At 65.4% G+C, this 24,845-nt stretch carries 23 protein-coding genes and 1 pseudogene; 16 read left to right on the top strand and 8 right to left on the bottom strand.

What is annotated here, in order from left to right:
* Window positions 1-13 precede the first annotated feature (13 nt).
* The 10 genes and pseudogenes from DCM80_RS01395 (at window position 14) to DCM80_RS01350 (ending at window position 10,784) form a co-directional block, all read left to right on the top strand.
* Window positions 14-781 (top strand): ABC transporter ATP-binding protein, encoded by a 768-nt coding sequence (locus tag DCM80_RS01395; protein ID WP_028137973.1) that lies wholly within the window; start codon window positions 14-16, stop codon window positions 779-781.
* A gap of 3 nt (window positions 782-784) precedes the next feature.
* Window positions 785-1,489, top strand: a complete 705-nt coding sequence (locus tag DCM80_RS01390) for an ABC transporter ATP-binding protein (RefSeq protein WP_257195399.1) — start codon at window positions 785-787, stop codon at window positions 1,487-1,489.
* Between the two features lie 5 nt (window positions 1,490-1,494).
* A complete protein-coding gene (locus DCM80_RS01385; RefSeq protein WP_257195398.1) occupies window positions 1,495-2,376 on the top strand; it encodes a branched-chain amino acid ABC transporter permease in 882 nt (293 codons plus the stop codon).
* Window positions 2,373-3,392 (top strand): branched-chain amino acid ABC transporter permease, encoded by a 1,020-nt coding sequence (locus DCM80_RS01380; RefSeq protein ID WP_257195397.1) that lies wholly within the window; start codon window positions 2,373-2,375, stop codon window positions 3,390-3,392. The genes DCM80_RS01385 and DCM80_RS01380 overlap by 4 nt, the downstream gene beginning before the upstream one ends.
* A complete protein-coding gene (locus tag DCM80_RS01375; protein WP_257195396.1) occupies window positions 3,352-4,302 on the top strand; it encodes a polyphosphate kinase 2 family protein in 951 nt (316 codons plus the stop codon). Before DCM80_RS01380 ends, DCM80_RS01375 begins: the two co-directional genes overlap by 41 nt.
* An 893-nt stretch (window positions 4,303-5,195) precedes the next feature.
* Window positions 5,196-7,532, top strand: coding sequence for a mechanosensitive ion channel domain-containing protein (locus tag DCM80_RS01370; RefSeq protein ID WP_257195395.1), 2,337 nt, complete (start codon window positions 5,196-5,198; stop codon window positions 7,530-7,532).
* 45 nt (window positions 7,533-7,577) lie between these two features.
* Window positions 7,578-7,883: pseudogene (locus tag DCM80_RS01365) on the top strand (tripartite tricarboxylate transporter substrate-binding protein); the annotation flags it as partial.
* Window positions 7,884-8,186: 303 nt separating this feature from the next.
* Window positions 8,187-9,839, top strand: a complete 1,653-nt coding sequence (locus tag DCM80_RS01360) for an NAD-dependent malic enzyme (RefSeq protein ID WP_257195394.1) — start codon at window positions 8,187-8,189, stop codon at window positions 9,837-9,839.
* Between the two features lie 172 nt (window positions 9,840-10,011).
* Complete coding sequence (locus tag DCM80_RS01355) at window positions 10,012-10,530, top strand: septal ring lytic transglycosylase RlpA family protein (protein ID WP_257195393.1); 519 nt, start codon at window positions 10,012-10,014, stop codon at window positions 10,528-10,530.
* 98 nt (window positions 10,531-10,628) lie between these two features.
* Complete coding sequence (locus tag DCM80_RS01350) at window positions 10,629-10,784, top strand: hypothetical protein (protein ID WP_196236077.1); 156 nt, start codon at window positions 10,629-10,631, stop codon at window positions 10,782-10,784.
* 99 nt (window positions 10,785-10,883) lie between these two features.
* On the opposite strand, the gene DCM80_RS01345 is transcribed toward DCM80_RS01350, so the two are convergent.
* From DCM80_RS01345 to DCM80_RS01335, 3 genes are all read right to left on the bottom strand, one after another.
* The gene (locus DCM80_RS01345) at window positions 10,884-11,189 is read right to left on the bottom strand and encodes a hypothetical protein (RefSeq protein ID WP_257195392.1); all 306 of its coding nucleotides are present in this window, start codon (window positions 11,187-11,189) and stop codon (window positions 10,884-10,886) included.
* A gap of 96 nt (window positions 11,190-11,285) precedes the next feature.
* On the bottom strand, window positions 11,286-11,558 hold the full coding sequence (locus DCM80_RS01340; RefSeq protein ID WP_306594655.1) for a hypothetical protein: 273 nt from the start codon (window positions 11,556-11,558) through the stop codon (window positions 11,286-11,288).
* Between the two features lie 130 nt (window positions 11,559-11,688).
* Window positions 11,689-14,334, bottom strand: coding sequence for an alpha/beta hydrolase fold domain-containing protein (locus DCM80_RS01335; protein ID WP_257195389.1), 2,646 nt, complete (start codon window positions 14,332-14,334; stop codon window positions 11,689-11,691).
* Between the two features lie 246 nt (window positions 14,335-14,580).
* On the opposite strand from DCM80_RS01335, the gene DCM80_RS01330 reads away from it, so the two are divergent.
* Both DCM80_RS01330 and DCM80_RS01325 read left to right on the top strand, forming a co-directional pair.
* Window positions 14,581-14,793: a hypothetical protein gene (locus DCM80_RS01330; RefSeq protein ID WP_257195388.1), complete on the top strand. Its 213-nt coding sequence runs from the start codon at window positions 14,581-14,583 to the stop codon at window positions 14,791-14,793.
* Window positions 14,794-14,869: 76 nt separating this feature from the next.
* Complete coding sequence (locus DCM80_RS01325) at window positions 14,870-16,330, top strand: carboxylesterase/lipase family protein (protein WP_257195387.1); 1,461 nt, start codon at window positions 14,870-14,872, stop codon at window positions 16,328-16,330.
* An 18-nt stretch (window positions 16,331-16,348) separates the two neighbouring features.
* Here DCM80_RS01325 and DCM80_RS01320 read toward each other — a convergent pair whose 3' ends face one another.
* Window positions 16,349-16,528 carry a hypothetical protein gene (locus DCM80_RS01320; protein WP_257195386.1) on the bottom strand — a complete coding sequence of 60 codons (180 nt, stop codon included), beginning with the start codon at window positions 16,526-16,528 and terminating at the stop codon, window positions 16,349-16,351.
* Window positions 16,529-16,679: 151 nt separating this feature from the next.
* Here DCM80_RS01320 and DCM80_RS01315 point away from each other — a divergent pair, with 151 nt between their 5' ends.
* Complete coding sequence (locus DCM80_RS01315; protein ID WP_257195385.1) at window positions 16,680-17,474, top strand: class III extradiol ring-cleavage dioxygenase; 795 nt, start codon at window positions 16,680-16,682, stop codon at window positions 17,472-17,474.
* Window positions 17,475-17,660: 186 nt separating this feature from the next.
* On the opposite strand, the gene DCM80_RS01310 is transcribed toward DCM80_RS01315, so the two are convergent.
* Genes DCM80_RS01310 through glgC form a run of 3 tightly spaced genes read right to left on the bottom strand, consistent with a single transcriptional unit; the run spans window position 17,661 to window position 20,672 of the window.
* A complete protein-coding gene (locus tag DCM80_RS01310; RefSeq protein ID WP_257195384.1) occupies window positions 17,661-17,921 on the bottom strand; it encodes a SemiSWEET transporter in 261 nt (86 codons plus the stop codon).
* Window positions 17,922-17,958: 37 nt separating this feature from the next.
* A complete protein-coding gene (gene glgA, locus DCM80_RS01305) occupies window positions 17,959-19,413 on the bottom strand; it encodes a glycogen synthase GlgA (protein WP_257195382.1) in 1,455 nt (484 codons plus the stop codon).
* The gene (glgC, locus tag DCM80_RS01300) at window positions 19,410-20,672 is read right to left on the bottom strand and encodes a glucose-1-phosphate adenylyltransferase (RefSeq protein WP_257195381.1); all 1,263 of its coding nucleotides are present in this window, start codon (window positions 20,670-20,672) and stop codon (window positions 19,410-19,412) included. The genes glgA and glgC overlap by 4 nt, the downstream gene beginning before the upstream one ends.
* A 363-nt stretch (window positions 20,673-21,035) precedes the next feature.
* Here glgC and DCM80_RS01295 point away from each other — a divergent pair, with 363 nt between their 5' ends.
* The 3 genes from DCM80_RS01295 (at window position 21,036) to DCM80_RS01285 (ending at window position 23,318) form a co-directional block, all read left to right on the top strand.
* The gene (locus DCM80_RS01295) at window positions 21,036-21,506 is read left to right on the top strand and encodes a hypothetical protein (RefSeq protein WP_257195380.1); all 471 of its coding nucleotides are present in this window, start codon (window positions 21,036-21,038) and stop codon (window positions 21,504-21,506) included.
* Between the two features lie 281 nt (window positions 21,507-21,787).
* Window positions 21,788-22,102 (top strand): septal ring lytic transglycosylase RlpA family protein, encoded by a 315-nt coding sequence (locus DCM80_RS01290; protein ID WP_257195379.1) that lies wholly within the window; start codon window positions 21,788-21,790, stop codon window positions 22,100-22,102.
* A 46-nt stretch (window positions 22,103-22,148) separates the two neighbouring features.
* Window positions 22,149-23,318: a Gfo/Idh/MocA family protein gene (locus DCM80_RS01285; protein ID WP_257195378.1), complete on the top strand. Its 1,170-nt coding sequence runs from the start codon at window positions 22,149-22,151 to the stop codon at window positions 23,316-23,318.
* 204 nt (window positions 23,319-23,522) lie between these two features.
* Here DCM80_RS01285 and DCM80_RS01280 read toward each other — a convergent pair whose 3' ends face one another.
* Window positions 23,523-24,833, bottom strand: coding sequence for an ABC transporter substrate-binding protein (locus DCM80_RS01280; RefSeq protein WP_257195377.1), 1,311 nt, complete (start codon window positions 24,831-24,833; stop codon window positions 23,523-23,525).
* Window positions 24,834-24,845: the final 12 nt, after the last annotated feature.

Here is a 24,845-nt window from a genome sequence, read left to right as displayed (position 1 = left end):
GCGGAGAGCTTTGGTGCTGGAAGTCAGCGGGCTGGTGAAGCGGTTTGGCGGCTTCACCGCCGTGAACAACGTGTCGTTTCGGGTCGACCAGGGCGAGATTCTCGGCCTGATCGGCCCCAACGGCTCGGGCAAGAGCACGATCTTCAACATGCTCTCCGGCACGCTGGCGCCGACCTCGGGCTCGATCCTGTTCGGCGGCTCCGAGATCGCGGGTCTTGCCCCGCACCGGATCATCAACAGCGGCATCGGCCGCACTTTCCAGATTCCGCGGCCGTTCCGCCGCCTGACCATCTTCGAGAACGTCGCGCTCGCCGGCTTTTACGGGCAGGGCCGCCACAGTCGCGTCAAGGCCGAGGAGGCGGCCGAGCGTTCGCTCGCCATGGTCGGCCTGCCGACCGATCGCCATGCCAGCGTCGACGGCCTCGGCGCCGCCGGCCTGAAGAAGCTCGAGCTCGCCAAGGCGCTCGCCACCGCGCCGAAGCTGCTGCTGGCCGACGAGAGCCTCGGCGGCCTCGACGAGGCCGAGATGGACCAGGCCGCCGACATGCTGCGCAACATCCGCGACGAGCTCGGCATCACCATCATCTGGGTCGAGCACATCATGGGCGTCCTGATGCGCGTCGTCGATCGGGTCATGGTGCTCGATCACGGCGAGAAGATCTCGGAAGGCCTGCCGAGTGCGGTCGCCGGCGATCCGCGCGTCATCGAGGTCTATCTCGGCACCGATGCCGAGACCACGCAGGCCGCGGCCGCCGAAGCGCGCCGCCGCGCGGGAGGCTAGCCGATGCTGGAGCTCCGCGCCGTCAATGCCGGCTATGGCACGTTCCAGGCGCTGTTCGACGTCAGCCTCGACGTCAGGGCCGGCGAGGCGGTCGGCGTCATCGGCCCCAACGGCGCCGGCAAGACCACCTTGATGCGCGTCATCTCCGGCCTGATCCGGCCCTCGCGCGGCTCGATCCGGATGGAAGGCGTCGACGTCGTGACAACGCCGCCGCACAAGATCGTCAGCCTCGGCATCGCGCATGTGCCGGAGAACCGGCGATTGTTTCCGCAGCTCACGGTCGACGACAATCTCAAGATGGGCGCCTTCATGAAGGAGGCGCGCGGGCATTATGCCGAGCGGCTCGAGGTCGTGTTCGACCTGTTCCCGCGCCTGAAGGAGCGGCGGCACCAGATGGCCGGCACGATGTCCGGCGGCGAGCAGCAGATGTGCGCGATCGGCCGCGCGCTGATGTCCAATCCGAAATTGCTGCTGCTCGACGAGCCGTCGGCGGGTCTCGCGCCGGTCGTGGTGCAGCAGGTGTTCGAGCTGGTGAAGCGGATCCGCGCCAGCGGGCTGACGGTGCTGATCGTCGAGCAAAACGTGCAGCAGGTGCTGAAAGTGGTCGATCGCGCCTATCTGATCGAGGCCGGCTCGATCCGCGCGTCCGGCACCGCGGCCGAGATGCTGGCGAGCGATACGGTCAAGGAAGCGTATCTCGGGGTGTGATGGGCATGCAGGGATTCCTCGACGTCTTCGACATCTACCTGCTGGAGGCCGTGATCAACGGCATCCTGCTCGGCGGCGTGCTGGCGCTGCTCGCGCTCGGGCTCAACCTGATCTTCGGCGTCATCGACGTGACCTGGATCTGCTACGCCGAGCTGGTGATGATCGGCATGTACGGCATGTATTTCTTGGTGCAGGTTTACGGCGTCAGCTATTTCGTTGCCGCCCCGCTCACCATCATGCTGGTGGCCATGCTTGGCGCGGCGCTGCATTACCTCGTGATCGCGCCGCTCTTGACCGCGCCGCCGATCAACCAGCTGCTCGCGACCGGCGGTGTTCTGTTCGTGCTGCAGAGCTTTGCCACCGTCGCCTTCGGCATCGACTTCCGCAATCTCGGCATCCGCCTGCCGGTGCTCGCCTTCGGCGACATGAATTTCAGCTATGCGCGGCTGCTGTCGTTCCTGGCGGCGCTGGTCGGCATGGTCGCGGTCTACCTGTTCATGACGCGCACCTTCACCGGCACCGCGATCCGCGCCATCTCGCAGGACCGCCAGATCATGGCGCTGATGGGCGTCGACACCAGGCGGATCTATCTCATCACCTCCGCGCTGGGCGGCGCGCTGGCCGGGCTCGCCGCCTGCCTTCTCGTGCTGCAATATGACGTGCACCCCTTCGTCGGCCTGTCGTTCGGGCCGATCACCTTCCTCATCTGCGTGCTCGGGGGTCTCGGCAATTTCATCGGCGGCTTCATTGCCGCCTTCGTCTTTGCCGAGATCATCTCGCTCGGCGGCCTGTTCTCCGATCTCGAATGGGGCTATGTGCTCGCCTTCGCCTTCTTCATCGTCATGATGTTCATCCGGCCCGCGGGCCTGCTGGCGAGGCGCCGATGATGGGGCAGGGGCGGCTTGCGGCATGGGGAATAGGCCTGGCGGCGCTGGTCGCGCTGCCGTTCGTCTATCGCGATCCCTATCATCTGCACATCCTGGTGCTGATCCTGATCTGGTCGTTCGCCTACACCTCCTGGTCGGTGATGGGACGTTTCGGCCTGGTCTCGCTCGGGCACGGCGGCTTCATGGGGATCGGCGCCTATGTCACCGCGCTGCTGTGGAATCACGCAGGGCTTTCGCCCTGGATCGGGATTCCCATCAGCATGATCGCGGCCGGCGCGCTGGCGCTGATCGTCGGCTATCCCTGCTTCCGTTTCCGCATCACCGGGCATTATTTCGTGCTGGTGACGCTGGCGCTGTCGGGCATCGTGCTCCAGGTCATCACCGCGACGCGCGACTACACCGGCGGCTCGCTGGGCTACACGCCGAACCGGACCTCGGGCAGCAAGCTGCTGGCGCTGCAGTTCGACGACAAGACGACCTGGTACCTGATCGCGCTCGGGGTCTGGCTGTTCGGCATCGTGGTCTGGCACTGGGTCGACCGCAGCATGGCCCGCTATGCGCTGGAGGCGATCTCGGAGGACGAGGACGCGGCGGCCGCCGCCGGCGTCGACGTCACCGCGGAGAAGCTGAAAATCACGCTGCTCAGCGCCCTGATGACGGCGCTGGCGGGCGCGATCTACTGCCAGTACCAGATGTTCATCACGCCCGACACCGTCAGCGGCATCGCGGTGTCGCTGCAGATGGTGTTCGCGGCCATCGTCGGCGGCCTGTTCGTCTCGCTCGGCCCGACCGTCGGCGCCATCATCACCATCATGCTGGCCGAGACCCTGCGCATCGGTTTCGGTACCAAGGCGGTCGGCTGGGACAACCTTGTCTACGGGCTATTGCTCGTGCTTTTCATCATATTCCTTCCCAAGGGCATCCTTGGTAGCTTGCTCGACCGATTGAAGCCGCAACGCAAGGTGCCCCGCGCTCATGAGCAAGAAACCGTCCAAGCCGCTCGCCCAGGAGCTTGACCGCTACATCACGCCGTTCCGCTATGACGGCTCGGGCAAGTTTCATCTCAAGGATCACAAGACCAGCGAGAAGGGCGGTCTCGACAAGGAGGCGGCGCAGGCGATACTCGACGCCAACAAGAAGCGGCTGACCGAGTTTCAGGAGAAGCTCTACGCGCAGGACCGCTGGTCGCTGCTGATCGTGTTCCAGGCCATGGACGCCGGCGGCAAGGATAGTGCCATCAAGGCGATCTTCGAAGGCATCAACCCGCAGGGCTGCGAGGTCCATGCCTTCAAGGCGCCGAGCAGCAAGGAGCTCGACCACGACTTCCTCTGGCGCCATGTGATCGCGCTGCCCGAGCGCGGCCGTATCGGCATCTTCAACCGTTCCCACTACGAGGAATGCCTGGTGACGCGCGTGCATCCGGAGCTTCTCGCCAAGGAGAAGCTGCCGCAGAGGCTCCTCACCAAGAACATCTGGAAGGAGCGGTTCGAAGACATCTCCGCATGGGAGCGCTATCTCTGCCGCAACGGCACCGTGGTGCTGAAGTTCTTCCTCAACGTCTCCAAGGACGAGCAGCGCGAGCGCTTCCTCGACCGGCTGCAGGATCCGGCCAAGCAGTGGAAATTCTCCATGGGCGACATCGAGGAGCGCGCGCTGTGGCCGCGTTACCAGGCGGTCTACCAGGACATCGTCCGGCACACGGCGACGTCTCACGCGCCTTGGTACGTCGTGCCGGCCGACCACAAATGGTTCGCGCGCGTCGTGATCGGCTCGGTGATCAATGCGACGCTCGAAAAGCTCGACCTGCGCTTTCCCCGTGCCGACAAGGCCTCGCTGCGGGAGTTCGACGAGGTGCGCAAGGCGCTGGAGAAGGAAGAGGAACGGGACAAGACAAGAAAGACGCGAAAACAACCCCATGCACAGTAGCCGGTGGAAGCAAAATCAAGGACTTGGAGGCCGCCGGGAGGGCGTTCTGATTTGACGAATTTGTCGCGTCGGACAAAACAGACGCGCGGCGCCTCCTTGCGGAACCGGCGTGTTGAATTGTGATGTTTCACCCGGCTGATCCTGCTTGACAGTTTTGTGTCACGGGAGGACCATGCCGATGGTCGCAAACAAGCGACGCGCAACGTCCACCTCATGAGCAAGGGGAGGTCTATGACACCACCTCCGCAAATCCAGCCGCGTTAAGTGCGATGGAGCTCGTTCGGACTATCGCATAGCGGCGAAAACCGCGAACGGCACGCCGGGTCAAGGTTTAGCGGGCTGCATCAGTAAGGCAGAGCCCCTACCTTCCCGGCGCTGTATTTTTGATCACCATCGATCGTGTCGCATGGCCGCGGGGAGGGCGCCGCGACAAGCGTCCTATCACATCCTGCATTTTGTCGTCCTTCCTCCTCGCCGTCATTCCGAGCTAACGCCGGAATGACGGAGTGATCGCAGGAGAACCGCTCCCCGCGCATCCTTCGAGATGCCCGCCGTTGGCGAGCCCTCAGGAAGAGGATCGCGTGCGCGGCTGCAGTTTCAACGAGTGCCGGTGCTGCTTAGCCCCATCCTGAGGAGACCGCGAAGCGGTCGTCTCGAAGGACCAGGCGCGCGCTCAGACCGCGATGGTCTCCGACCTAAGCGCGACCTCTCGCGAGGGGCGCTTCGGAGACGCAGTTCCCCCGATCTTCGCATTGCAACAAATGCCAAGAGAATGTCGCCTCGAAGGCCAATTTCCGACACAGGCGAGGGGCGAATAGCGGCAATCCGACATGACGCATGTGTTTCGGTGGTCCCGACGCCGCCGGCACATGCATTTTTTTCAGGGAATCCTCGTGTCGCATAAGCTTGCCCAAGCTTTCCTCGCCGTTCTCTTCCTCGCGCTCTCCTTCCCCAGCGTTCGCGCCGAGCAGGCGCAGCCGCCGACGACCAATGCCGCCGCGTTGTCGCCCGAGGAGGCCAGGCGAGCGCTCGAGACGCTCCAGGACGAGAAGAAACGCGCGCAGATGATCGACACGCTGCGCGCGATCGCCAACGCGTCCGGTCCGCAGCAGCCCGCGACGCCCGCGCCCGGGCAGACGTCGCCGATTCCGCTCTCGGCCGACGGCCTCGGTGCGCAGCTCCTGCTCACGGTGTCCGAGGAGATCGGCGAGATCTCGAGCCAGATCGCCAGCGTGGCGCGGACGATCACGCATTTCCCGGCGTTCTATTACTGGATCGTGCGGACCGCCAACGATCCCGCGGCCTATAACCTCCTGATCGAGATCGCCTGGAAGCTCGCATTGGTTCTCGGTTGCGCGCTGCTGGCCGAATGGGTGCTGTTCCGCCTGATCCGCCGCCCGGTTGTTTTCCTCGAAGGATGCGTGCCGCAAGCCGCGCATCTGCCGGCGCAGGTGCTGCCGATTGCCGATCCGCCGTCTTCGGTCGCCGATGTCACCCCCGCGCCCGAACTGCACAAGCGCCGTCACAGCCTCGCGCGCGTCTGGCAGGTCATGCTGCGGCTGCCCCCCGTGTTCGGCCGCCTCGTGCTCGAGCTGCTTCCCGTTCTCGTCTTCGTGGGCGTCGCGACCGCGCTGCTCGGCACCGAGATCGGCCAGCCCACCACGGTCCGCCTCGTGATCCTCGCCGTCGTCAACGCCTACGCGTTCTCGCGCGGGCTCATCTGCGTGGTGCGCGCGCTGGCAGGGCCGTTCGGCCTGTTTCCGGTGCGCGCCGAGACGGCGGCCTATGTCGAGATCTGGGCGCGCCGCATCGTCGGCGTCGGCGTCACCGGCATCGCCTTTGCCAATGTCGCGCTGCTGCTCGGTCTGCACCGCGCCGGCTACGCCGCGCTGCTGCGCATGGTGATGCTGATCGTGCACCTCTTCGTCGTCGTCATCATCCTGCAATGCCGGCGGCAGGTCGCCGAGGCCATCCGCGCGCCGGCCGACCGGCAGGGGATCGCGGCCCGCCTGCGCAACCGCATCGCCGGCGGCTGGCATTATCTCGCCATCGCCCTGGATCTGGCGCTGTGGGCGGTGTGGGCGCTCAACATCCGCAACGGCTATTCGCTGCTGCTGCAATATTTCGTCGGCACCATCGTGGTCGCCGTGATCACGCGGCTCGCCGTCATGCTGACGCTGAGCCTGATCGACCGCGGCTTCCGGATCCAGCCGGAGATTCTCCAGCGCTTTCCGGGCCTCGAGATCCGCGCCAACCGCTATTTGCCGCTGCTGCGCAAGATCGTATCTAGCGTGATCGTCTTCATCGGCCTGGTGGCGGTGCTCGAAGTCTGGGGTGTGGACGCCATCGTCTGGTTCTACGGCGGACAGATCGGCAGCCGGCTGATCTCCGCTTTTGTGACGATCGGCCTCGCCGTCTTCATCGCAGCCGCGATCTGGGAAGCCAGCAACGCGCTGCTGGATCGCCAGATCAACACGCTGTCGCGCGATGGGCACTATGCCCGCGCCGCGCGCCTGCGCACCTTTCAGCCGATGCTGCGCACCGCGCTGCTCTGCCTGATCGCAACGATCGTCGGCCTCACCGCGCTGAGCGAGATCGGCGTCAATGTCGCGCCGCTGCTGGCGGGCGCCGGCATTGTCGGCATCGCCATCGGCTTCGGCTCGCAGAAGCTGGTGCAGGATCTCATCACGGGTCTGTTCCTGCTGCTGGAGAACACGGTGCAGGTCGGCGACAATGTCAGCGTGTCGGGGCTTTCCGGGACGGTCGAGAACGTCTCGATCCGCACCATCCGCCTGCGCGCGGGCGACGGCGCGGTGCACATCGTGCCGTTCAGCGCGGTCACGACCATCACCAATGCCAGCCGCGGCGCCGGCAATGCCTCGGTCAGCGTCAACGTCGCCTACAGGGAAGACACCGACCGCGCCGGCCAGATCCTCAAGGACATCGTCGACGAGATGCGCCGCGAACCGGAATTCCGCGCGCTGATCCGCGGCGACCTCGACCTGTGGGGCATCGACAAGGTGGACGGCGCGATGGTGTCGATCGTCGGCCAGATCCGCTGCACCGAGGCCGGGCGCTGGCCGGTCCAGCGCGAATTCAACCGCCGCATGAAGCTGCGCTTCCAGCAGAATGGCATCAACATCGCATCCGCCACCCAGACCATCCTGATGCACATCGCGCCGCCGGCAGACGGTGCCGCCAGTCTGACGCCAAGACGGGCGGCCGGTTAGTCGCCCGCGGAAATTTCCGGCTTGCCTCCGTCCAGCCGGCAGCGTTCACTCCGTCTCCAGCCCGCTCCCGACATTCCGACCGTGGACGAGGCGGGCCTGCCGGGGCTCTATATTTCCTACTGGCACGGCATCTGGGCACCGAAGACCACGCCGAAGGAGATCGTGGCCAAGCTCAACGCGGCCATCGTCGCCGTGCTTGCCGATGCCGCGGTCAAGCGGCGCTTTGCCGAATTGGGTCAGGAGATACCACCGCCCGACCAGCAGACGCCTGCGGCGCTCTCGGCTTTCCAGAAGGCCGAGACCGCGAAATGGTGGCCGATCGTGAAGGCGGCCAATATCAAGCCGGAATAGCTGTGCATGGCGCCGCAAGCACTCTTCCTCATCCTGGAGGAGGCCGTGCAGCGGCCGCCTCGAAGGATGGCCGCGGGCGAGATCTCGGCCTTCATGGTTCGAGACCCGCGTACCGCGCTCCTCACCATGAGGCGAGAGAGCTGTCTTGCCGCGTTAACTCTTGCTCGCGCCACTGCCAGTCGTTCGCGGCAATCTCGCTGCATTGCGAGATCACAATCGGCGCCGCAGTCTCTACGTCCTTGATCTCGATGGAGCGCTGGCCGACAATGTCCACCGTTCAATGTGAAGCTCCTTGGGGGAATCGTGAATAGACCTGCTCGGGTCGTTGCCCAATCGACGTCGTCAAATCCGCCGCAAGGCATGGCGCTGCTGCGCGATCCCCTGCTCAACAAGGGCACCGCCTTCACGGAATCCGAGCGTGCCGCACTCGGCCTGCGCGGCCTGCTGCCGCCTTGCGTGCTGACGATGGAGACGCAGGCGCAGCGCGTCCTCACCAATCTGCGCACGCTGCCGACCGATCTGGAAAAATATGTCGCGCTGAACGCGCTGCATGACCGCAACGAGGCGCTGTTCTTCCGCGTCGTCGTCGACCATATCGACGAGATCCAGCCGATCATCTACACGCCGACGGTCGGGCTCGCCTGCCAGAAATACGGCCTGATCTTCCAGCGGCCGCGCGGCATGTTCATCTCCTCGCGCGATCGCGGCCAGATCGCCGAGTTGCTGAAGAACTGGCCCTACCAGGCCAAGCTGATCGTCGTCACCGACGGCGAGCGCATTCTGGGGCTTGGCGATCTCGGCGCCAATGGCATGGGCATCCCGGTCGGCAAGCTCTCGCTCTATTCGGCCTGCGCCGGCGTGCATCCCGAATCCTGCCTGCCGATCGTGCTCGACGTCGGCACCAACAACGAAGAGCTGCTGAACGATCCCTATTATCTCGGCCTGCGCGAGCGGCGGCTCACGGGCGAGGCCTATGACAGCTTCGTCGACGAGTTCATGCAGGCTGCGCGAAAGACCTTTCCGGGCGTGCTGATCCAGTTCGAGGATTTCGCCAATCATTCGGCGTTCAAGCTGCTGCACAAATATCGCGACGAAGCCTGCGTCTTCAACGACGACATCCAGGGCACCGCGGCGGTGGCGCTGGCCGGCCTGTTCTCGGCCTTGCGCATCTCCGGCGGCAAGCTCAGGGATCAGCGCATCCTGTTCCTCGGCGCGGGCGAGGCGGCGACCGGCATCGCCGATCTCGTGGTGTCGGCCATGATGGCGGAAGGCGCCAGCGAAGCGGACGCGCTCCGGCGCAACTGGCTGGTGGATTCCCGGGGCCTCGTCGTCGGCGGCCGCGATGGTCTCTCCGGCCACAAGCTGCGCTATGCGCATGCCGGCCAGGCGCCGATCTCCGACTTCCTGACCGCGATCAAGACGCTGAAGCCGACGGCGATCATCGGCGTCGCCGCGGTCGGCGGCGCCTTCACACCGGAGGTGCTCAAGACCATGGCCGAGCTCAACGAACAGCCGATCGTGTTTGCGCTCTCCAACCCGACCTCGAAGGCGGAATGCTCGGCCGAGGATGCCTATCGCTACACCGAGGGCCGGGCGCTGTTCGCCTGCGGCAGCCCGTATGATCCGGTCAAGCTCAACGGTCGCAGCTTCGTGCCGCGCCAGGGCAACAATTCCTACATCTTCCCCGGGGTTGGCCTCGGCGTCATCGCCAGCGGTTCGAAGCTGGTGACCGACGAGATGTTCATGGCGGCGGCCCATACGCTGGCCGATTGCGTCGGCAAGGAGGACCTCGCCCAGGGCAGTCTCTATCCGGCGTTGCCGCGCATTCGCGAGGTCTCGGTCCGCATCGCCGCGGCCGTTGCCGACGTCGCCTATCAGCGCGGGTTGGCGGCCGGACCGGCGCCCAACGACGTCAAGGCCCTGGTCCAGTCCCAGATGTACGAGCCGCATTACTGAGTCACCGGGGGTTGCCGGCCCTCCCTGGCCGGCTGTCCCGATTCAGGACGCGTCACTGTGGTGGAATCGTCACAGCTGACGCGAAATGGCGGCGGCCGCACGCCTGCTTTTGTTCCGACAAGGTTCTGCCCTCATTGCCGACCGAAAATCGCCCCCGTTCGGAGGGCGTATCATGTCTCGCATTGCACGTGCCGAAGCTTCCCGGTTGTCCTTCGCGACCTCATGCCGGCTGTTGCTTGCCGTCGCCGGCGCCGCCTCGCTTGCCGCCTGCGCGCAAGCGCCGGTAGACCGCCAGAAGGCCGATCTCGCCGGCGCCAGCCGGCAGGCCGCGGTCGAGCGCCCGCAGCGCGTGGTGGCGCTGCATCCGCGCCCGATCAGCCGGGCGCGCGCTCCCGATGCGGACGCAAAGCAAACCGTGTCGCACGGCATTGCCAGCTTCTATTCGGATACGGAGACCGCAAGCGGCGAACGGTTCGACAAGAACGAGTTGACCGCGGCGCATCCCACTCTGCCGTTCGGCACCAAGTTGCGCGTCACCGATACCGATTCCGGCCGCTTCGTCACGGTCCGGGTGAACGATCGCGGACCCTATGTTCGCGGACGCGTGGTCGACATCACGCCGTCCGCGGCCGAGGCGCTCGGCATGGTCGACAAGGGCATCACCAATGTCCGGCTCGAGGTCGTGCAATAGGACGGCTCGCAAACACACGCCGCCGCTTAACCGGGTGTTAGCGGCTTCTCAAGCACCATGGGTATCAAGGCAGTTTGGGGCAGTGGGGAGAGCGACGCTTGAACACGATCCAGTATCTCGAAGATCAGGCCGCGCGCGCCGAGCGGCTCGCCAGACGGATCACGGATACGCTGACGATCGAAAGGCTGCTGGCCTTTGCGGACGAACGCCGCCGCGAGATCGAGGTCATCGCCGGCAAGTACCGGCGCGCTTAGACTCTTCACAATCCTTGTCCTGAGCGTTGGCACCGCCGAGGTGACCGCCAAATGCGCCGTGGACGCGGCGCTTTTCCTGTTCGGGCAAGCAGAGCGCTTTCAGGAATGGCTTTCCACGAAGTCGCTGAGATAATCAGGCAGCTCCCTTCCGTCGATGTCGCAGCGCGCTCGGATCTCGCCGGCGACGTCGGTCGAGATGTCCTTCATCCAATGCTCGAGCGTGTTGAAGGAGATCACCTTGATGGGGTCGTTGAAGCAGCCGGCGACGAGCTCGCCGATCGTGGCTTCGAGGTCGTTGCGCTCGATGCGGATCTCGGTGTTCTCGTCGCGGCGATCGACCACCACGAACAAGGTCTGGTCCGCCCCGTAGGGCACGATCGATGATGGTACGCCAGCTTCAAGCATCCTCAGGCTCTCGCGACTTGGCTTAGGACTTGGCTTCCGATCCCCGTTAACGGGACAAACCGGAAGAAGGTTCCTGCGCGATTCCTTGAAGTGCCGTCAGAGAAACTCTCGGAGGCGCCAGAGCTCGATGACGTGCTCGGGCGAGAGAATCTCGGTGACGAGCGGCGGCTGCGCCACGGTGCGGATCTCATAGAGGTGACGGGTCGCCACCGGCTTGTCCATGAATGCCGAGATGCAATCGTCGAGCGTACCTTCGACGACCTGGTACGGCTCCCGGTCCGGCTGACGCTGATTGGCCAGCGACGGCCATTTGTTCAGCACCGCAAGCGCACCGAAATCGACCTTTGACTCCCCGACAACGTCCCCCATCATCCCGCCTCACGCAAAAAACGCCCCAGCACGCGGATCTGCGTGCCGGGGCCTACACCTGTCGCTGCATCTCAATGCCACGACGCCATAATGCAGCAGCCGGGAAAAGGTTCCCGGTCGCCTTGCCTGATCAGCTCGCCGCCGCCGCGATCTTGTGCCCCGGGCTGGCCTGCCCGGCGAAGCGACGCAAGGCTTCCGCCATCTGCACCCGGCCCGGTACGCCCGTGATCACCACGTCGACCATGGTGAAGGAGGAGTGGAAGTGGCCGTGCGCCTTCAGCTGCTCGACCGGGACGCCCGCGGCCGACATCGCCTCGGCATAGGCGATTCCCTCGTCGCGCAACGGATCGACCTCGCAGGTCACCACGAAGGCGGGCGGCAGGCCGGCGACCTTGCCGCGCAGCGGCGAGACGCGCGGATCGGTGCGGTCGGCCGGCGAGCAGTAGAGGTCCCAGAACCAGTACATCAGCGAGCGCGTCAGGAAGTAGCCGGTCGCATTGTCGTTGTAGGAGGGTCGATCGAAGCTGCAATCGGTGACCGGGCAGATCAGGAGCTGGCCGGCGATCTCGGGCCCGCCACGATCGCGCGCGAGCTGGCAGGTGACGGCGGCGACGTTGCCGCCGGCGCTCCAGCCGGCGACCAGCACCGGGCCTGCTCTGCCGCCGAGCTCTTCGGCGTGCTCGGCGATCCAGCGCGTCGCCGCATAGCCGTCCTCGGCCGCGGTCGGGAAGCGATGCTCCGGCGCGTGACGATAGCCGACGCTGACGAACATCATGCCGGTCCGCCTCACCATGTCGCGGCAGAACGGCTCGTCCGACTGCTCGTCGCCGAGCACCCAGCCGCCGCCGTGGAAATACACCACGACCGGATGCGGTCCCGCCGTCGCCGGCTTGTAGACGCGGTAAGGCAGCGCGCCGCCCTCGACGGGCAGGGTGCCGTCGACGATGTCGCCGATCGGCCGTCCGGCGGGGCGGCTCTTGTTGAACTCGTTCACGAACGCACGCGCGCCTTCCGCGCCCATCGACTCGATCGGCGGCAGGTTGAGCGAGGCCAGCAGGTTCAGCACCAGCCGCACGTCCGGCTGCAGCCGCACCACCTCGCCGTCATTGCATTGCGCGGCGCCACCAGGGCCGGTGAGCTTGAAGCCGAGCATGCCGCGGCTCACCACCTCGTCGCAGATGCTGCGATAGGGACCGACGCCGCCGGTATAGGGCATCAGGCCCTGCACCTTGCCGGGCACGTTGGCGCCCGTGTACCAGGTGTTGGCGAGCCGGTGCAGCGTCAGCATCGAACAATCGGCCATGTGCCTGTTCCAGCCGGCCTGCGCCGTCTCGGTCGGCTCGATCGTGGTGAGGCCGGCATCGCGCAGCGCGGCCAGGCGGTCGACCACCCAGTCGACATGCTGCTCGATCGAGACCGCCATGTTCGACAGCACCGACGGGCTGCCCGGACCGGTGATCATGAAGAAGTTCGGGAAGCCCGCGACGGTGAGGCCGAGATAGGTCTGCGGCCCCTGCGCCCAGACATCGGTGAGCGACTTGCCGCCGCGCCCGGTGATCGGATGCACGGCGCGGATCGCGCCGGTCATGGCGTCGAACCCGGTCGCGAACACGATGACGTCGAGGTCGAAGCTGCGCTTGTCGGTCGCGATGCCGCTCGCCGTGATCGCCTTGATCGGTTCCTGGCGCAGGTTGACCAGTGTGACGTTGGGCCGGTTGTAGGTGGCGTAGTAATTGGTATCGAGGCAGGGCCGCTTGGCGCCGAAGGGGTGGTCGTGCGGCATGAGTGCGGCAGCGGTCTCGGGGTCCTTCACCGCCGCGCGGATCTTCTCGCGGATCAGGTCCTGGACGATCTTGTTGCCGTCGACGTCGACCGCCTGATCGGCCCAGAGCTGGGTCAGGATGTGGACGAGGTCGCCGGCCGCCCAGGCACGCTCGAACCGCTCACGGCGTTCGGCATCGCTCAACTGCCAGCTCACGACCGTCTGCTGCGGATAGGGCACGCCGGCCATCGACTGGCGCGCCTGCTCGCGATAGGCGGTGCGGTCGCTTTGCAGCAGGCTCATGCGGTCCGACGGCGCCGGACCGTTATGCGCGGGCAACGCGAAGTTCGGCGTGCGCTGGAACACGGTCAGATGCGCGGCCTGCTCGGCGATCAGCGGGATCGACTGGATCGCCGACGAGCCGGTGCCGATCACGGCGACGCGCTTGCCCGCGAGATCGACGCCGCCATGCGGCCAGCGTCCGGTGAAATAGACCTCGCCCTTGAAATCCTTGACGCCGTCGATCTCCGGCGGCTTTGGCGCCGAGAGGCAGCCGGTGGCCATGATGTAATGGCGGCAGGAGACCGGGTCGCCATTGTCGGTGCTGAGCAGCCAGCGCTCCGCCGTCTCGTCCCATCTGGCTTCGGTGACCTTCGTGCCGAAGCGGATGTCGCGCCGGAGATCGTAGCGGTCGGCGACGAAGCCGAGATAGCGCAGGATTTCGGGCTGGGTCGCGTATTTCTCCGACCAGGTCCAGGCGGTCTCGAGCTCGGGATCGAAGGTGTAGCTGTAGTCGATGGTCTGGATGTCGCAGCGCGCGCCGGGATAGCGGTTCCAATACCAGGTGCCGCCGACGTCGCCGGCCTCCTCAAGGGCGACGGCCTTGAAGCCGGCCTTGCGCAGGCGGTGCAGGAGATAGAGACCGGCAAAGCCGGCGCCGACCACGGCGACGTCGACCTGCTGAGCGGTTCCGTGTTCCTCGGAGGCACGTGTGGCAACCATCGCGTCAGACATGGCAGTTCCTCCCGTATGTTTCGTTTTGCCGGCAGGCTATCGCTGCAGGTTCAGCTTGTCATCAGAGCAAGTGCAATCTTCGGTGGTCGTTTGCGACGCATCGTGGCCGCGCGAATGTCGTGGGCGCTGCACGCATCGCGATGCACAATGGCCGTGATTGCCCGGGCTAATCATGCCCGATCCCCCTGTGTATGCTTGCGGTTACAAGCCACGCGTAGCGACCGAGCGTCATGCCAGAGTAGCGTCATGCCAGAGTTGAGTGAGCGCACCAAAGCCAACATGGACGTCGTCCTGGAGCAGACGTGCCGGCAATTGCCGCATGGCGGAGATCACGACAGCCGCAGAATCATCGCCGAGCGTCTGATCGAGGCGGCGCAGGCCGGGCACTCGACGCTCGGCGAGCTCGGCATCGTCGCGCGGCGCGCGCTGGCGGAGATTCTCGCAAAGCGCGGTGAGTGAACCGCGAGGCTTGCCTGCTGGCGCGCCGCGGACATAACCTCGCGCGAACCCGTCTGCGCATCGAGATGCCCAGAAGATGCGATCCCTGCTTGCGCTCATTGCGGCTTCCGCGTTGCTCTGGCTTGCCGGCTCTGCCATGGCTCAGCCGGTCGGGCAGTTTCCATTCGCGCTGACGCGTGAAGGACAGATGCTCGGCGCCGTCGAAGGCGAGGTGGCTTCTTTCAAGGGACTGACCTACGCGGCGCCGCCGGTCGGCGCGTTGCGCTGGCGCCCGCCGCAGCCGACGCCCGAAAGCTCGGAGATGCACACCGCCTACGCCTACGGCGCGCCGTGTCTTCAGCCGGCGCTGCCCGAGGCAAGCGAGGATTGTCTCACGCTGAACGTGTTCCGTCCCTTCGGGGTCGACGGCCCGCTGCCGGTGATGGTGTTCATCCATGGCGGCGGCTTCGTCAGCGGCAGCGCGAACGAGCCGCTGTTCGACGGTGCCAGGCTGGCGCAGGCCGGCCTCCTCGTCGTGACCGCCAATTATCGTCTCGGCGCGCTCGGCTGGCTCGCTCATCCCGCGCTGTCGGAGGACGGCTCGGGCAATTACGGCCTGATGGACCAGATCGCCGCGCTGCATTGGGTTCACGACAACATCGCGGCCTTCGGCGGCGATCCTGATAACGTCACCCTGTTCGGCAGCGGCGCTGGCGCGACGTCGATCGCGCTTCTGATGCTGTCCGCGCAAGCGCGTGGTCTCTTTCACAAAGCCATTCTGCAATCGATCCCGGCGCGCGCGCATCTTCGCTCGGTGCAGGAGGCGGAGGCTGTCGGCCGGCACTTCGCGGCGGCGCTGGGAGTGCAGGCGGATCTGCGCGCCGTCGAACCGCGACGCCTGCTTGCCGCTCAAAGCCGTCTGTTGCAGACCTCGCGGCGCGGCTTCGCGCCGATGAGGGATGCAGGTCTGGTGACCGAGGATATCGCCGCCGGCTTTGCGGCCGGGCATCAAAGCCGCATTCCCCTGATCATCGGCTCGAACGATGACGAGACGGGTTTCGACAGCGAGCCCGATATCAAGGAGGAGGTCGCATCGTCAGGGTTCACGAGCGGCGAGCTGCGCGAGCTCTATCCCGGTCTCGTCCGGCCGTCGGAGCTTGCGGCAAGGTTCTATACCGACAAGGTCTTTTCCGAACCGGCACGATTGCTGGCCCGCCTGCATGCCGCAAGAGGGGCAGCGACCTTCCGCTATCGCTTCGCCTATGTGCCGGAGGCCCGGCGCGCCAGTCGGGAAGGTGGGCACGGGCGCGAGTTGCAGTTCATTTTCGGCGCGGAAGGCGTGCCGGGAGCCGGCATCTTCGCGCGAGCCGATCGCGAGGTCGCAAGCCGCATGCGATCCTACTGGATCAACTTCGCCAGGAGCGGCGATCCCAACGGTCCCGGCCTGCCGCACTGGGACGCTGCGGCAGGCGGCGATCGCCTGCTGCTGATCGCGAACGATCGCATCGCGAGCGGGGACGATCCCGCCGCGGAACGTCTCGACCAATTTGCGCGCTAGCGATGAAATGAAGCGGGCTTAAGCCGCGAGCTCGACGCGCGGCGCCGGGCTGAGCCGGTCTTCCTCCAGATAGTCCATCGCGCCGTCCTTCTCGACGGCGTAGAACTGCTGGCCATCTCTCGACTTGAAGGCAGCGCGCACGATGCCGCGGCGGCCCTTGTCACTGTTGACGACGTCCCCCAGCGCAAACTTCCTCATCTCACGTCTCACTTGTCTTCAGGCCGACTGCTTCGGCCACACCGGAGATTTTGGGCGGCAAATCGTTAACGACTTGCTAACCATGCCGGTTTGCCTATGCTCGCCGCAGGTCGCGCCGGCACTGGCGCGCATATTGCCGCGAGACGAGCACATGACGCGATTTCCGACGCTCTTCCTATCGCATGGCGGCGGTCCCTGGCCGTTCATGGAGGACAGGCGGGTGCAATATGCCAAGACAGCCGCGGAGTTCGGCCGGCTGCCGCAGCTGCTCCCGGAAAGGCCGAAGGCCGTGCTCGTCATCACCGGCCATTGGGAAGCCGACGCCTTCACCGTGTCGACCTCGGCGCAGCCGCCGATGGTGTACGATTATTACGGTTTCCCCGAGCATACCTACCACATCAAATATCCGGCGCCCGGCAGGCCCGAACTCGCGGCGGAAGTGAAGGCGCTGCTGACGCGGGCCGGCCTCGATTGCCGGGAAGATCCCAATCAGGGGTTTGATCACGGCACCTTCGTGCCGCTCGGCTTGATGTATCCGAACGCCGACATGCCGATCGTGCTGCTGTCGCTGAAGTCTGCCTACGATGCGGCCGAGCACATCAAGGCCGGCGAAGCCATCGCCTCGCTCCGCGATGAAGGCATCCTGATCGTCGGCAGCGGGCTGACCTATCACAACATGCGCGGCTTCAACCGGCCGGAGTCCAGGCCGGTCTCCTACGATTTCGAGGCTTATCTGAACGAGGCGATCAGCAACCCGGATCCGGTCCGCCGCAACGCGATGCTGGTCGATTGGGAGAACGCACCGAGTGCGCGCCTGGCGCATCCGCGCGAGGACCATCTGTTGCCGCTGATGGTGGCGGCAGGAGCGGCGGGCAGCGATATCGGCAAGCGTGTCTTCGTCGACGAGGTCTCGGGTGTCGCGATGGCGTCGTATGTGTTTGGGTGAATTCGAGAGCGGTGTTCCCCTCTCCCCTTGTGGGAGAGGGTGGATCGCCGCGAAGCGGCGAGACGGGTGAGGGGTATCTCTCCGCGCGCGAACCTCTCGCAGTGTACGTGCGGAGAGATACCCCTCATCCGGCGCTTCGCGCCACCTTCTCCCACAGGGGCGAAGGAAGAGGGCAGCGTTGTTAGTTCACCCGTATCTCAGCTTCATCACCAGAATGCCGCCGGCGAGCACGATGGTGATGGCGTTGGCGGCGACGAGCGGGGCATCTCCCGAGAGCAGGCCGTAGATCAGCCAGAGCACGAGGCCCAGCACCATCACCAGGAACATGCCGAGCGAGATGTCGCCGGTGGAGCGGGTCTTCCACACCTTGATGGCTTGCGGCGCGTAGGCCACGGTGGTGCAGGTCGCGGCGGCAAAGCCGATCAACTTGATCATGAAGGGTTCCATGCCGGCTCTATAGCACGGATTCGAAGGCGGTCATGCTTCAGCCGTGGGCCCCGATCATATCGCGATAGAGCGCGGCATAGTCGCTGGCGCGGTTACGCCAAGAGACGTCGGTCGCAAGGCCGTTTCGCTGCAACCGTCGCCAAGCCGCCTTGTTATGGAAAGCGGTATTGGCTTTGCGCAGTGTCCAGGCAAGCGCTTCGGCCGTAACTGGCGCGAACTTGAAACCGGTGGCATCGCGCTCCGAGGCGTCGGCCTCGCCGATATCGACGATGGTGTCCTCGAGCCCGCCGACGCGCGAGACGATCGGGACCGCGCCATAGCGCAGCGCGCAGAGCTGGGTGAGGCCGCACGGCTCGAAGCGCGAGGGCACGATCAGCGCGTCGGATCCGGCCTGGATCAGATGCGCCAGAATCTCGTCATAGCCGATCACGACGCCGATCCGGCCGGGATTGGCGCGGGCGGCGGCCTGATAGCGCTCCTGCAGATCGCGGTCGCCGCTGCCGAGCAGCGCGAGCTGCATGCCTTGGTCCAAAATGGTCGGAATGACCTCGAGCAGGAGATCAAGCCCCTTCTGCCACGACAGCCGGCTGATGACGCCGAGCAGCGGCGCCTCGTCCGAGGAATCGAGATTGAACTGCTGCTGCAGCACGGCCTTGTTGGCGGCCCGGAACGTGAGGTCCTCGGCGCCGTAGCGGTAGGCGATGTGCGGATCGGTTTGCGGATTCCACACTTCGATGTCGATGCCGTTGAGGATACCGCTCAGCACGCTGGCGCGTTCGCGCAACAGCCCGCCGAACCCCATGCCGCCTTCGTCGCTCTGGATCTCTTGGGCATAGGTCGGCGATACCGTGGTGATGCGGTCGGCGAATTGCAGGCCGGCCTTCAGGAAGCTGATGCCGCCGAAATATTCGAGCTCATTGACGTTGAAGGCGTGCCAGGGCAGGCCGATCAATCCGATCAGATCGGGCGCGAATTTGCCCTGATAGGCCATGTTGTGGATGGTCATCACGGTGGCGGGCCGCGGGCGATTGTCATAGTGCAGATAGGCGGGCGCAAGCCCGGCCTGCCAGTCGTGGGCGTGCACGACGTCGGGCACGAACGCGGGCACGAGGCCGCGGCCGATGTCGGCCGCGACGCGCGACAGCGCCGCGAAGCGAACGCCATTGTCCGGCCAGTCGACCCCTTCGGTGGTGACGTAGGGGTTGCCCGGCCGCGCATAGAGATGGGGCACGTCGAGCACGAACAGATCGAGCCCCTGGTGCGAGCCGGCCAGCAGCCGCCCCGGTCCGCCGAAATAATCCGGCCAGCTGCGGATCTCCGCCATGCCGGCGACCTGTCGCATCACGTCGGGATAGCCCGGCATCAAGGTGCGCATCTCGACGCCGTGCGCCTTCAGCGCGATCGGCAGCGCGCCGGCGACGTCCGCGAGGCCGCCGGTCTTGACGATGGGATAGACTTCCGAAGCGACCGCGAGGACGCGAACAGGCATCATTTATTGAGCCCGTCGATCATCGGCTGGGTGATCAGCGAGATGCCCTGTTCGGTGGTGCGGAAGCGCTTTGCGTCGAATTCGGGATCCTCGCCGACGACGAGGCCTTCCGGAATCTCGACGCCGCGATCGATCACGACGTTCTTCAGGCGAGCCCCGCGGCCGACATTCACATAGGGCATGATGACCGCGTTCTCGACATTGGCGTAGGAGTTGATGCGCACGCCGGTGAACAGCAGCGAGCGCCGCAGCGATGCGCCGGAGATGATGCAGCCGCCGGAGACCAGCGAGCTCACCGCCTGGCCGCGCCGGCTTTCCTCGTCATGGACGAATTTCGCCGGCGGCGTGATCTCCGAATAGGACCAGATCGGCCAGGCGCGGTCGAACAGGTCGAGCTCCGGCACCACGTCGGTGAGATCGATATTGGCGGACCAGTAGGCGTCGACCGTGCCGACGTCACGCCAATAGGCGGTGTTGTTGCGGCTGGAGCGGACGCAGGAGGTCGAGAACTGGTGTGCGATGGCGCGGCCGTTCTTGACGAGGTAGGGAATGATGTCCTTGCCGAAATCGTGGTTGGAGTCCGGGTCCTCGGCGTCGCGCTTGAGCTGGTCGAACAGAAACTTTGCGTTGAAGACGTAGATGCCCATGCTGGCGAGCGAGACGTCCGGCTTGCCCGGCATCGGCGGCGGATCCTTCGGCTTCTCCAGGAACTCCTGAATCCAGCCGTTCTCGTCGACATGCATGATGCCGAATCCGGAAGATTCCGCGCGCGGCATCTCCAGGCAGCCGACCGTGACGTCGGCGCCGCTCTCGACGTGCTGGCGCAGCATCACCTCGTAGTCCATCTTGTAGATATGGTCGCCGGCCAGCACCACGATGAAGCGGCAGGCGTGGGATTCGATGATGTCGATATTCTGGTAGACCGCATCCGCCGTGCCGACATACCACATGTTCTCGGAGACGCGCTGGCTCGCGGGGAGGATGTCGAAGCTCTCGTTGCGCTCGGGGCGGAAGAAGTTCCAGCCCATCTGGAGATGCCGGATCAGGCTGTGTGCCTTGTATTGGGTGGCGACCGCGATGCGGCGGATGCCTGAATTGACGGCATTCGACAGCGCGAAATCGATGATGCGGGACTTGCCGCCGAAATAGACGGCGGGCTTGGCGCGCCGGTCAGTCAGCTCCAGGAGCCGGCTGCCGCGTCCGCCAGCCAGGACGAACGCCAACGCCTGACGGGCGAGCGGTTCATTACCGACGGCACTCATGTCATCCTCCCACTCACGCCCGGCGCAGACCGAGGCCATTTGTCGCGAGAAGTCCTCGCGCCCTTGGAACAGATAGTAGCGGTACGCATAGTAAATCGTGAAGTAGGTTGTTGGTTGCGAGCGCGGGAAGCTTAATGCTCTGCCCGCCCGGCTCCGGCTCCGGCACCGCGGCGGCGACGCCGGGCGGCGGATGGTTCGGGCGCTTTGCACGCCGACGGCCCTCTCGCCAGGAGGCATGAATGGGACTTGTGCGCCGCACGCAAAATTCCGGCTCCAAGATCCGGGATTTGACATAACGCAACGATGCCCGATCATGCCGCTGCGATCCTTTTCCAAGCGAAACGTCAGACAGGAGCTAAGACGATGAGGTTCTGGAAAACGGCAATTGCCTGTTCGCTGGCCGGCGTGGTCATCGCCGGCCAAATCCAGCAGGCGGCGGCGGCCCCTCTGCCGACCAACGTCGCGACCATGAAGGCGGCGGTCGGCGACGACGTCACGCCGGTGCATTGGCGCGGCGGCGGATGGGGATTAGCCATTGGTGGCCTCGCCGCAGGTGCAATCATCGGCGGCGCCATCGCCGGCGGCGCGCCGTATGGCTATTACGGCAGACCCTATTATTACGGCGGCTACGGCTATCCGGGCTACGGCTATGGCTATGGTTATGCCCCCGCCTATTACGGCTACGGCTACGCGCCGGTCTATGCCTATCCGCGCTATTATCGGCCCTACCGTCCGTACTATGGCTATTACCGGCCGTACCGTCCGTACTACGGCTATGGCTATTACCGGCCGCACCGGGTCTATCACCGTCACTACTACCGCCGACATTGGTGAGTGTCGCACGCGGTCGGTGCGAGCGCGAGCAATCAGCTCATGCAGACGAACTGCATGAGCAGGGTCGCCGCGAGATGAGGCAGGGCGGCTTTGAGCAACGTTCGGGCATCCCGCCGCCCTAGGTTGAGCGCGCGGACGTCTTGTTACACGGAGAAGAAGCGGTCTTCACAGACGGAAATAATCTGTGATCGCACTGTCGCGCGTTGCGCGGCAGTGTTGTTGGAACCCGAGGGAACAAAGCGACGTTTGCAGCGCCGGGCAGGGCAACCTGGAGCGGTGCCGTGCGCGCGCAAACCACGTTTTTCTTTTCTCTGGCCGGATTTTCGCTTTGTGCAATTTCCGTTGCCCAGGCCGAAACTGGCCTTGCCTCGTATTACGGCTATGGAAAAGCCGGCAAGGGCGGCGAGCTGACCTGCGCGCACCGCACGCGCCCGTTTGGCAGCGTGCTCAGGGTGTCCTATGGCAGCCGCACGATCCAGTGCCGCGTCAACGATCGCGGCCCCTTCATTCGCGGCCGGATCGTCGATCTCTCGGTGCCGGCCGCCCGCGCGCTAGGCATGATGAGCGCCGGCGTGGTGCGGGTCTCCGTGGAATAGGCCGGCCCGCGCGCTATAGTGCCGCCCAAAGCGAGAGGGAGGGGCTATGGCTGGGATCAGGGTGGGACTCGTCGGCTGCGGCTTCGTGTCGGAGCTGCACATGTACGCGTTCCGGCGCGTCTATGGCGTCGATGTCGAGGTTGCCGCGGTGGCCGCGCGCGGCGACGGTGTCGTCGAATTCGCCAGCCGCCACAGCATCGCACGCGTCTATCGCAGCTTCGCCGATTTGATCGCGGACGGCGCGATCGACGTCGTCGACATCTGCACCCCGCCCAATCTTCACGCGGAAATGATCGTTGCGGCGATGCAGGCCGGCAAGCACGTGATCTGCGAAAAGCCTTTCGCCGGCTATTTCGGCCGCGACGGCGATGTGCGGCCGATCGGCCGGCACGTGCCGAAGGCGCTGATGTACGAGCGCGTGATCGAGGAGATGGACAAGACGCGCGCCGCGATCGAGCGCACCGGCAAGCTCTTCATGTATGCCGAGGACTGGGTCTATGCGCCCGCGGTGACCAAGATCGCGGAGATCATCAAGGCGACCAAGGACAAGATCCTGTTCATGAAGGGCGAGGAGAGCCATTCCGGCTCGCATGCGGCCCATGCCGCGCAATGGGCGATGACCGGCGGCGGCTCGCTGATCCGCATGGGCTGCCATCCGCTCTCGGCCGTGCTCTATCTGAAGCAGGTCGAGGCCAGGGCGCGCGGCGAGACCATTGGCGTCGCCAGCGTCACCTGTGACGTCGGCAACGTCACCGCCGGCCTCAAGCCCGAGGAGCGCACCTACATCAAGGCCAATCCCATCGACGTCGAGGACTGGGGCACGCTCACCGCGACCTTCTCCGACGGCACCAAGGCGACCGTGTTCTCCGGCGACATGATCATGGGCGGCGTGCGCAACCTGATCGAGACCTACACGTCCGGCGGCTCGCTGTTCGCCAACATCACGCCGAACAATCACCTGATGAGCTACCAGACCAGCGAGGAGAAGCTCGCCTCGGTCTACATCACGGAGAAGGTCGACCGCAAAACCGGCTGGCAATATGTCTGCCTCGAGGAGGAATGGACGCGCGGCTATCTGCAGGAGATCCAGGACTTCATGGAATGCGTGGCGAGCGGGCGGCAGCCGCTGTCCGATCTCGCGCTGGCCTATGAGACGATCAAGGTGAACTATGCGGGTTATTGGGCGGCGGAGGAGGGGCGACGGGTGGTGTTGTAGGGGAGATCGTTGCCGCGAGCACGCTGCAATCCTTCTCCCCTTGTGGGAGAAGGTGGCGCGAAGCGCCGGATGAGGGGTATCTCTCCGCGAGCTCGCCAGGAGTTGGACTCGCGGAGAGATACCCCTCACCCGTTTCGCCGCTTGCGCGGCGAGCCACCCTCTCCCACAAGGGGAGAGGGTGCACCGCCTTCGCGGGGAGCAAAGCTACGCCCCGTAGGTCGAGCCCTTCGGCAGCGGGAATACCGGGTCCCGCGTGCGGATGTTGGTCGGCCACACCACCGAGATGTGCTCGCCGGCATTCTGCATCACCACCGGGGTCGAGCGTTCGTTCTGGCCGGAGAGCGGCGTGCCCGGCGGGAAGAACTTCACGCCGTAGCCCTGGATGGTGCCGCCGGCGGGAATGTCGACGTCGAGCGCGGCTTTGCGAATGGCCTCGGGCTCGAAGCTGCCGTACTTCTCCTTGGCGACCGGCAGCACGTTGTTGAGCAGCACCCAGGTCTGGTTGAAGCCCATCGAGCAATGCGGCGGCACGTCGGTGGCGCCGGTCTTGGCCTGATAGCGCGAGACCATGGTCTTGATCAGCTCGCCCATGCCGGGCGCGAGCTTGGCGGGATCGAGCAGCTGCGCCGGCACCGGGTCGATGTTGCAGAAATTGTCGATGTCGGTCCCAAACGTCGCGCGCAGCTTGTCGAGCTGACTGTAGCCCGCGCCGGCGCCGAACAGCATCTTGAAGCGCAATCCGCTCTCGCGCGCCTGGCGCAGGAACAGGGTGATGTCGGGATTGTAGCCGGCATGCGAGATCACGTCGGCCTTGGCACGCTTGATCTTGGTGACGAGCACCGACAGGTCGGGCGCGGAAGCCGAATAGCCCTCGCGCAGCACCACAGGAATGCCGGCCTCCTTGGCATAGGCCTCGTCGGCCGAGGCGACGCCGACGCCATAGGGGCCGTCCTCGTGGATCAACGCGACCTTGACGTCCTTGGCCTCCATGCCGAGCTTGGCCTTGGCATGCTCGGTAAGGAAGGCGGCGAAGGCCTGGCCGTATTGATCCGAGTGAATCTGCGCGCGGAACACGTATTGCAGGTTCTTGTCCTTGAACACGGCGGTGGAGACCGCGGTCGTGATCCAGAGAATCTTCTTCTGCTGCTCGACCTTGGCCGCGAGCGGCACCGCGTGCGAGCTCGCATAGACGCCGTTGAGGATGTCGATCTTCTCCTGGCTGATCAGGCGTTCCGCCTCGTTGATCGCGACGTCGGGCTTGCTCTGGGAATCCGCGGCGACGGGAGCGACCTTGTATTTGCCACCGATGCCGCCCTTCTCGTTGACGAGGTCGATGGCGATCTGCGCGCCGACGGAGGAGGCGACCGAGCCGCCGGCGGCGAACGGGCCGGTGAGATCGTAGATCAGGCCGATGCGCAAATTCTCGGCCTGCGCCTGGGCCCGGGTCCAATCGAGGCTGAGCGTGGCGGCGGCAGCCGCCGTACCCTTCAGCAGCTGCCTGCGTGAAGTCGGCATCCTATCCTCCCT

This window comes from Bradyrhizobium sp. WBOS08, from assembly GCF_024585125.1.
GTDB classification, from domain to species: domain Bacteria; phylum Pseudomonadota; class Alphaproteobacteria; order Rhizobiales; family Xanthobacteraceae; genus Bradyrhizobium; species Bradyrhizobium japonicum_B.
This window is presented reverse-complemented; position numbering and strand designations above follow the sequence as displayed.

What these genes read in the sequence shown, in the direction of transcription:
- DCM80_RS01390 (WP_257195399.1), top strand. Translation starts at nt 785, where the DNA reads ATGCTGGAGCTCCGCGCCGTCAATGCCGGCTATGGCACGTTCCAGGCG.
- DCM80_RS01385 (WP_257195398.1), top strand. Translation starts at nt 1,495, where the DNA reads ATGCAGGGATTCCTCGACGTCTTCGACATCTACCTGCTGGAGGCCGTG.
- DCM80_RS01380 (WP_257195397.1), top strand. Translation starts at nt 2,373, where the DNA reads ATGATGGGGCAGGGGCGGCTTGCGGCATGGGGAATAGGCCTGGCGGCG.
- DCM80_RS01375 (WP_257195396.1), top strand. Translation starts at nt 3,352, where the DNA reads ATGAGCAAGAAACCGTCCAAGCCGCTCGCCCAGGAGCTTGACCGCTAC.
- DCM80_RS01355 (WP_257195393.1), top strand. Translation starts at nt 10,012, where the DNA reads ATGTCTCGCATTGCACGTGCCGAAGCTTCCCGGTTGTCCTTCGCGACC.
- DCM80_RS01345 (WP_257195392.1), bottom strand. Translation starts at nt 11,189, where the DNA reads ATGCTTGAAGCTGGCGTACCATCATCGATCGTGCCCTACGGGGCGGAC.
- DCM80_RS01340 (WP_306594655.1), bottom strand. Translation starts at nt 11,558, where the DNA reads ATGGGGGACGTTGTCGGGGAGTCAAAGGTCGATTTCGGTGCGCTTGCG.
- DCM80_RS01335 (WP_257195389.1), bottom strand. Translation starts at nt 14,334, where the DNA reads ATGTCTGACGCGATGGTTGCCACACGTGCCTCCGAGGAACACGGAACC.
- DCM80_RS01330 (WP_257195388.1), top strand. Translation starts at nt 14,581, where the DNA reads ATGCCAGAGTTGAGTGAGCGCACCAAAGCCAACATGGACGTCGTCCTG.
- DCM80_RS01325 (WP_257195387.1), top strand. Translation starts at nt 14,870, where the DNA reads ATGCGATCCCTGCTTGCGCTCATTGCGGCTTCCGCGTTGCTCTGGCTT.
- DCM80_RS01320 (WP_257195386.1), bottom strand. Translation starts at nt 16,528, where the DNA reads ATGAGGAAGTTTGCGCTGGGGGACGTCGTCAACAGTGACAAGGGCCGC.
- DCM80_RS01315 (WP_257195385.1), top strand. Translation starts at nt 16,680, where the DNA reads ATGACGCGATTTCCGACGCTCTTCCTATCGCATGGCGGCGGTCCCTGG.
- DCM80_RS01310 (WP_257195384.1), bottom strand. Translation starts at nt 17,921, where the DNA reads ATGGAACCCTTCATGATCAAGTTGATCGGCTTTGCCGCCGCGACCTGC.
- glgA (WP_257195382.1), bottom strand. Translation starts at nt 19,413, where the DNA reads ATGATGCCTGTTCGCGTCCTCGCGGTCGCTTCGGAAGTCTATCCCATC.
- glgC (WP_257195381.1), bottom strand. Translation starts at nt 20,672, where the DNA reads ATGAGTGCCGTCGGTAATGAACCGCTCGCCCGTCAGGCGTTGGCGTTC.
- DCM80_RS01295 (WP_257195380.1), top strand. Translation starts at nt 21,036, where the DNA reads ATGAGGTTCTGGAAAACGGCAATTGCCTGTTCGCTGGCCGGCGTGGTC.
- DCM80_RS01285 (WP_257195378.1), top strand. Translation starts at nt 22,149, where the DNA reads ATGGCTGGGATCAGGGTGGGACTCGTCGGCTGCGGCTTCGTGTCGGAG.
- DCM80_RS01280 (WP_257195377.1), bottom strand. Translation starts at nt 24,833, where the DNA reads ATGCCGACTTCACGCAGGCAGCTGCTGAAGGGTACGGCGGCTGCCGCC.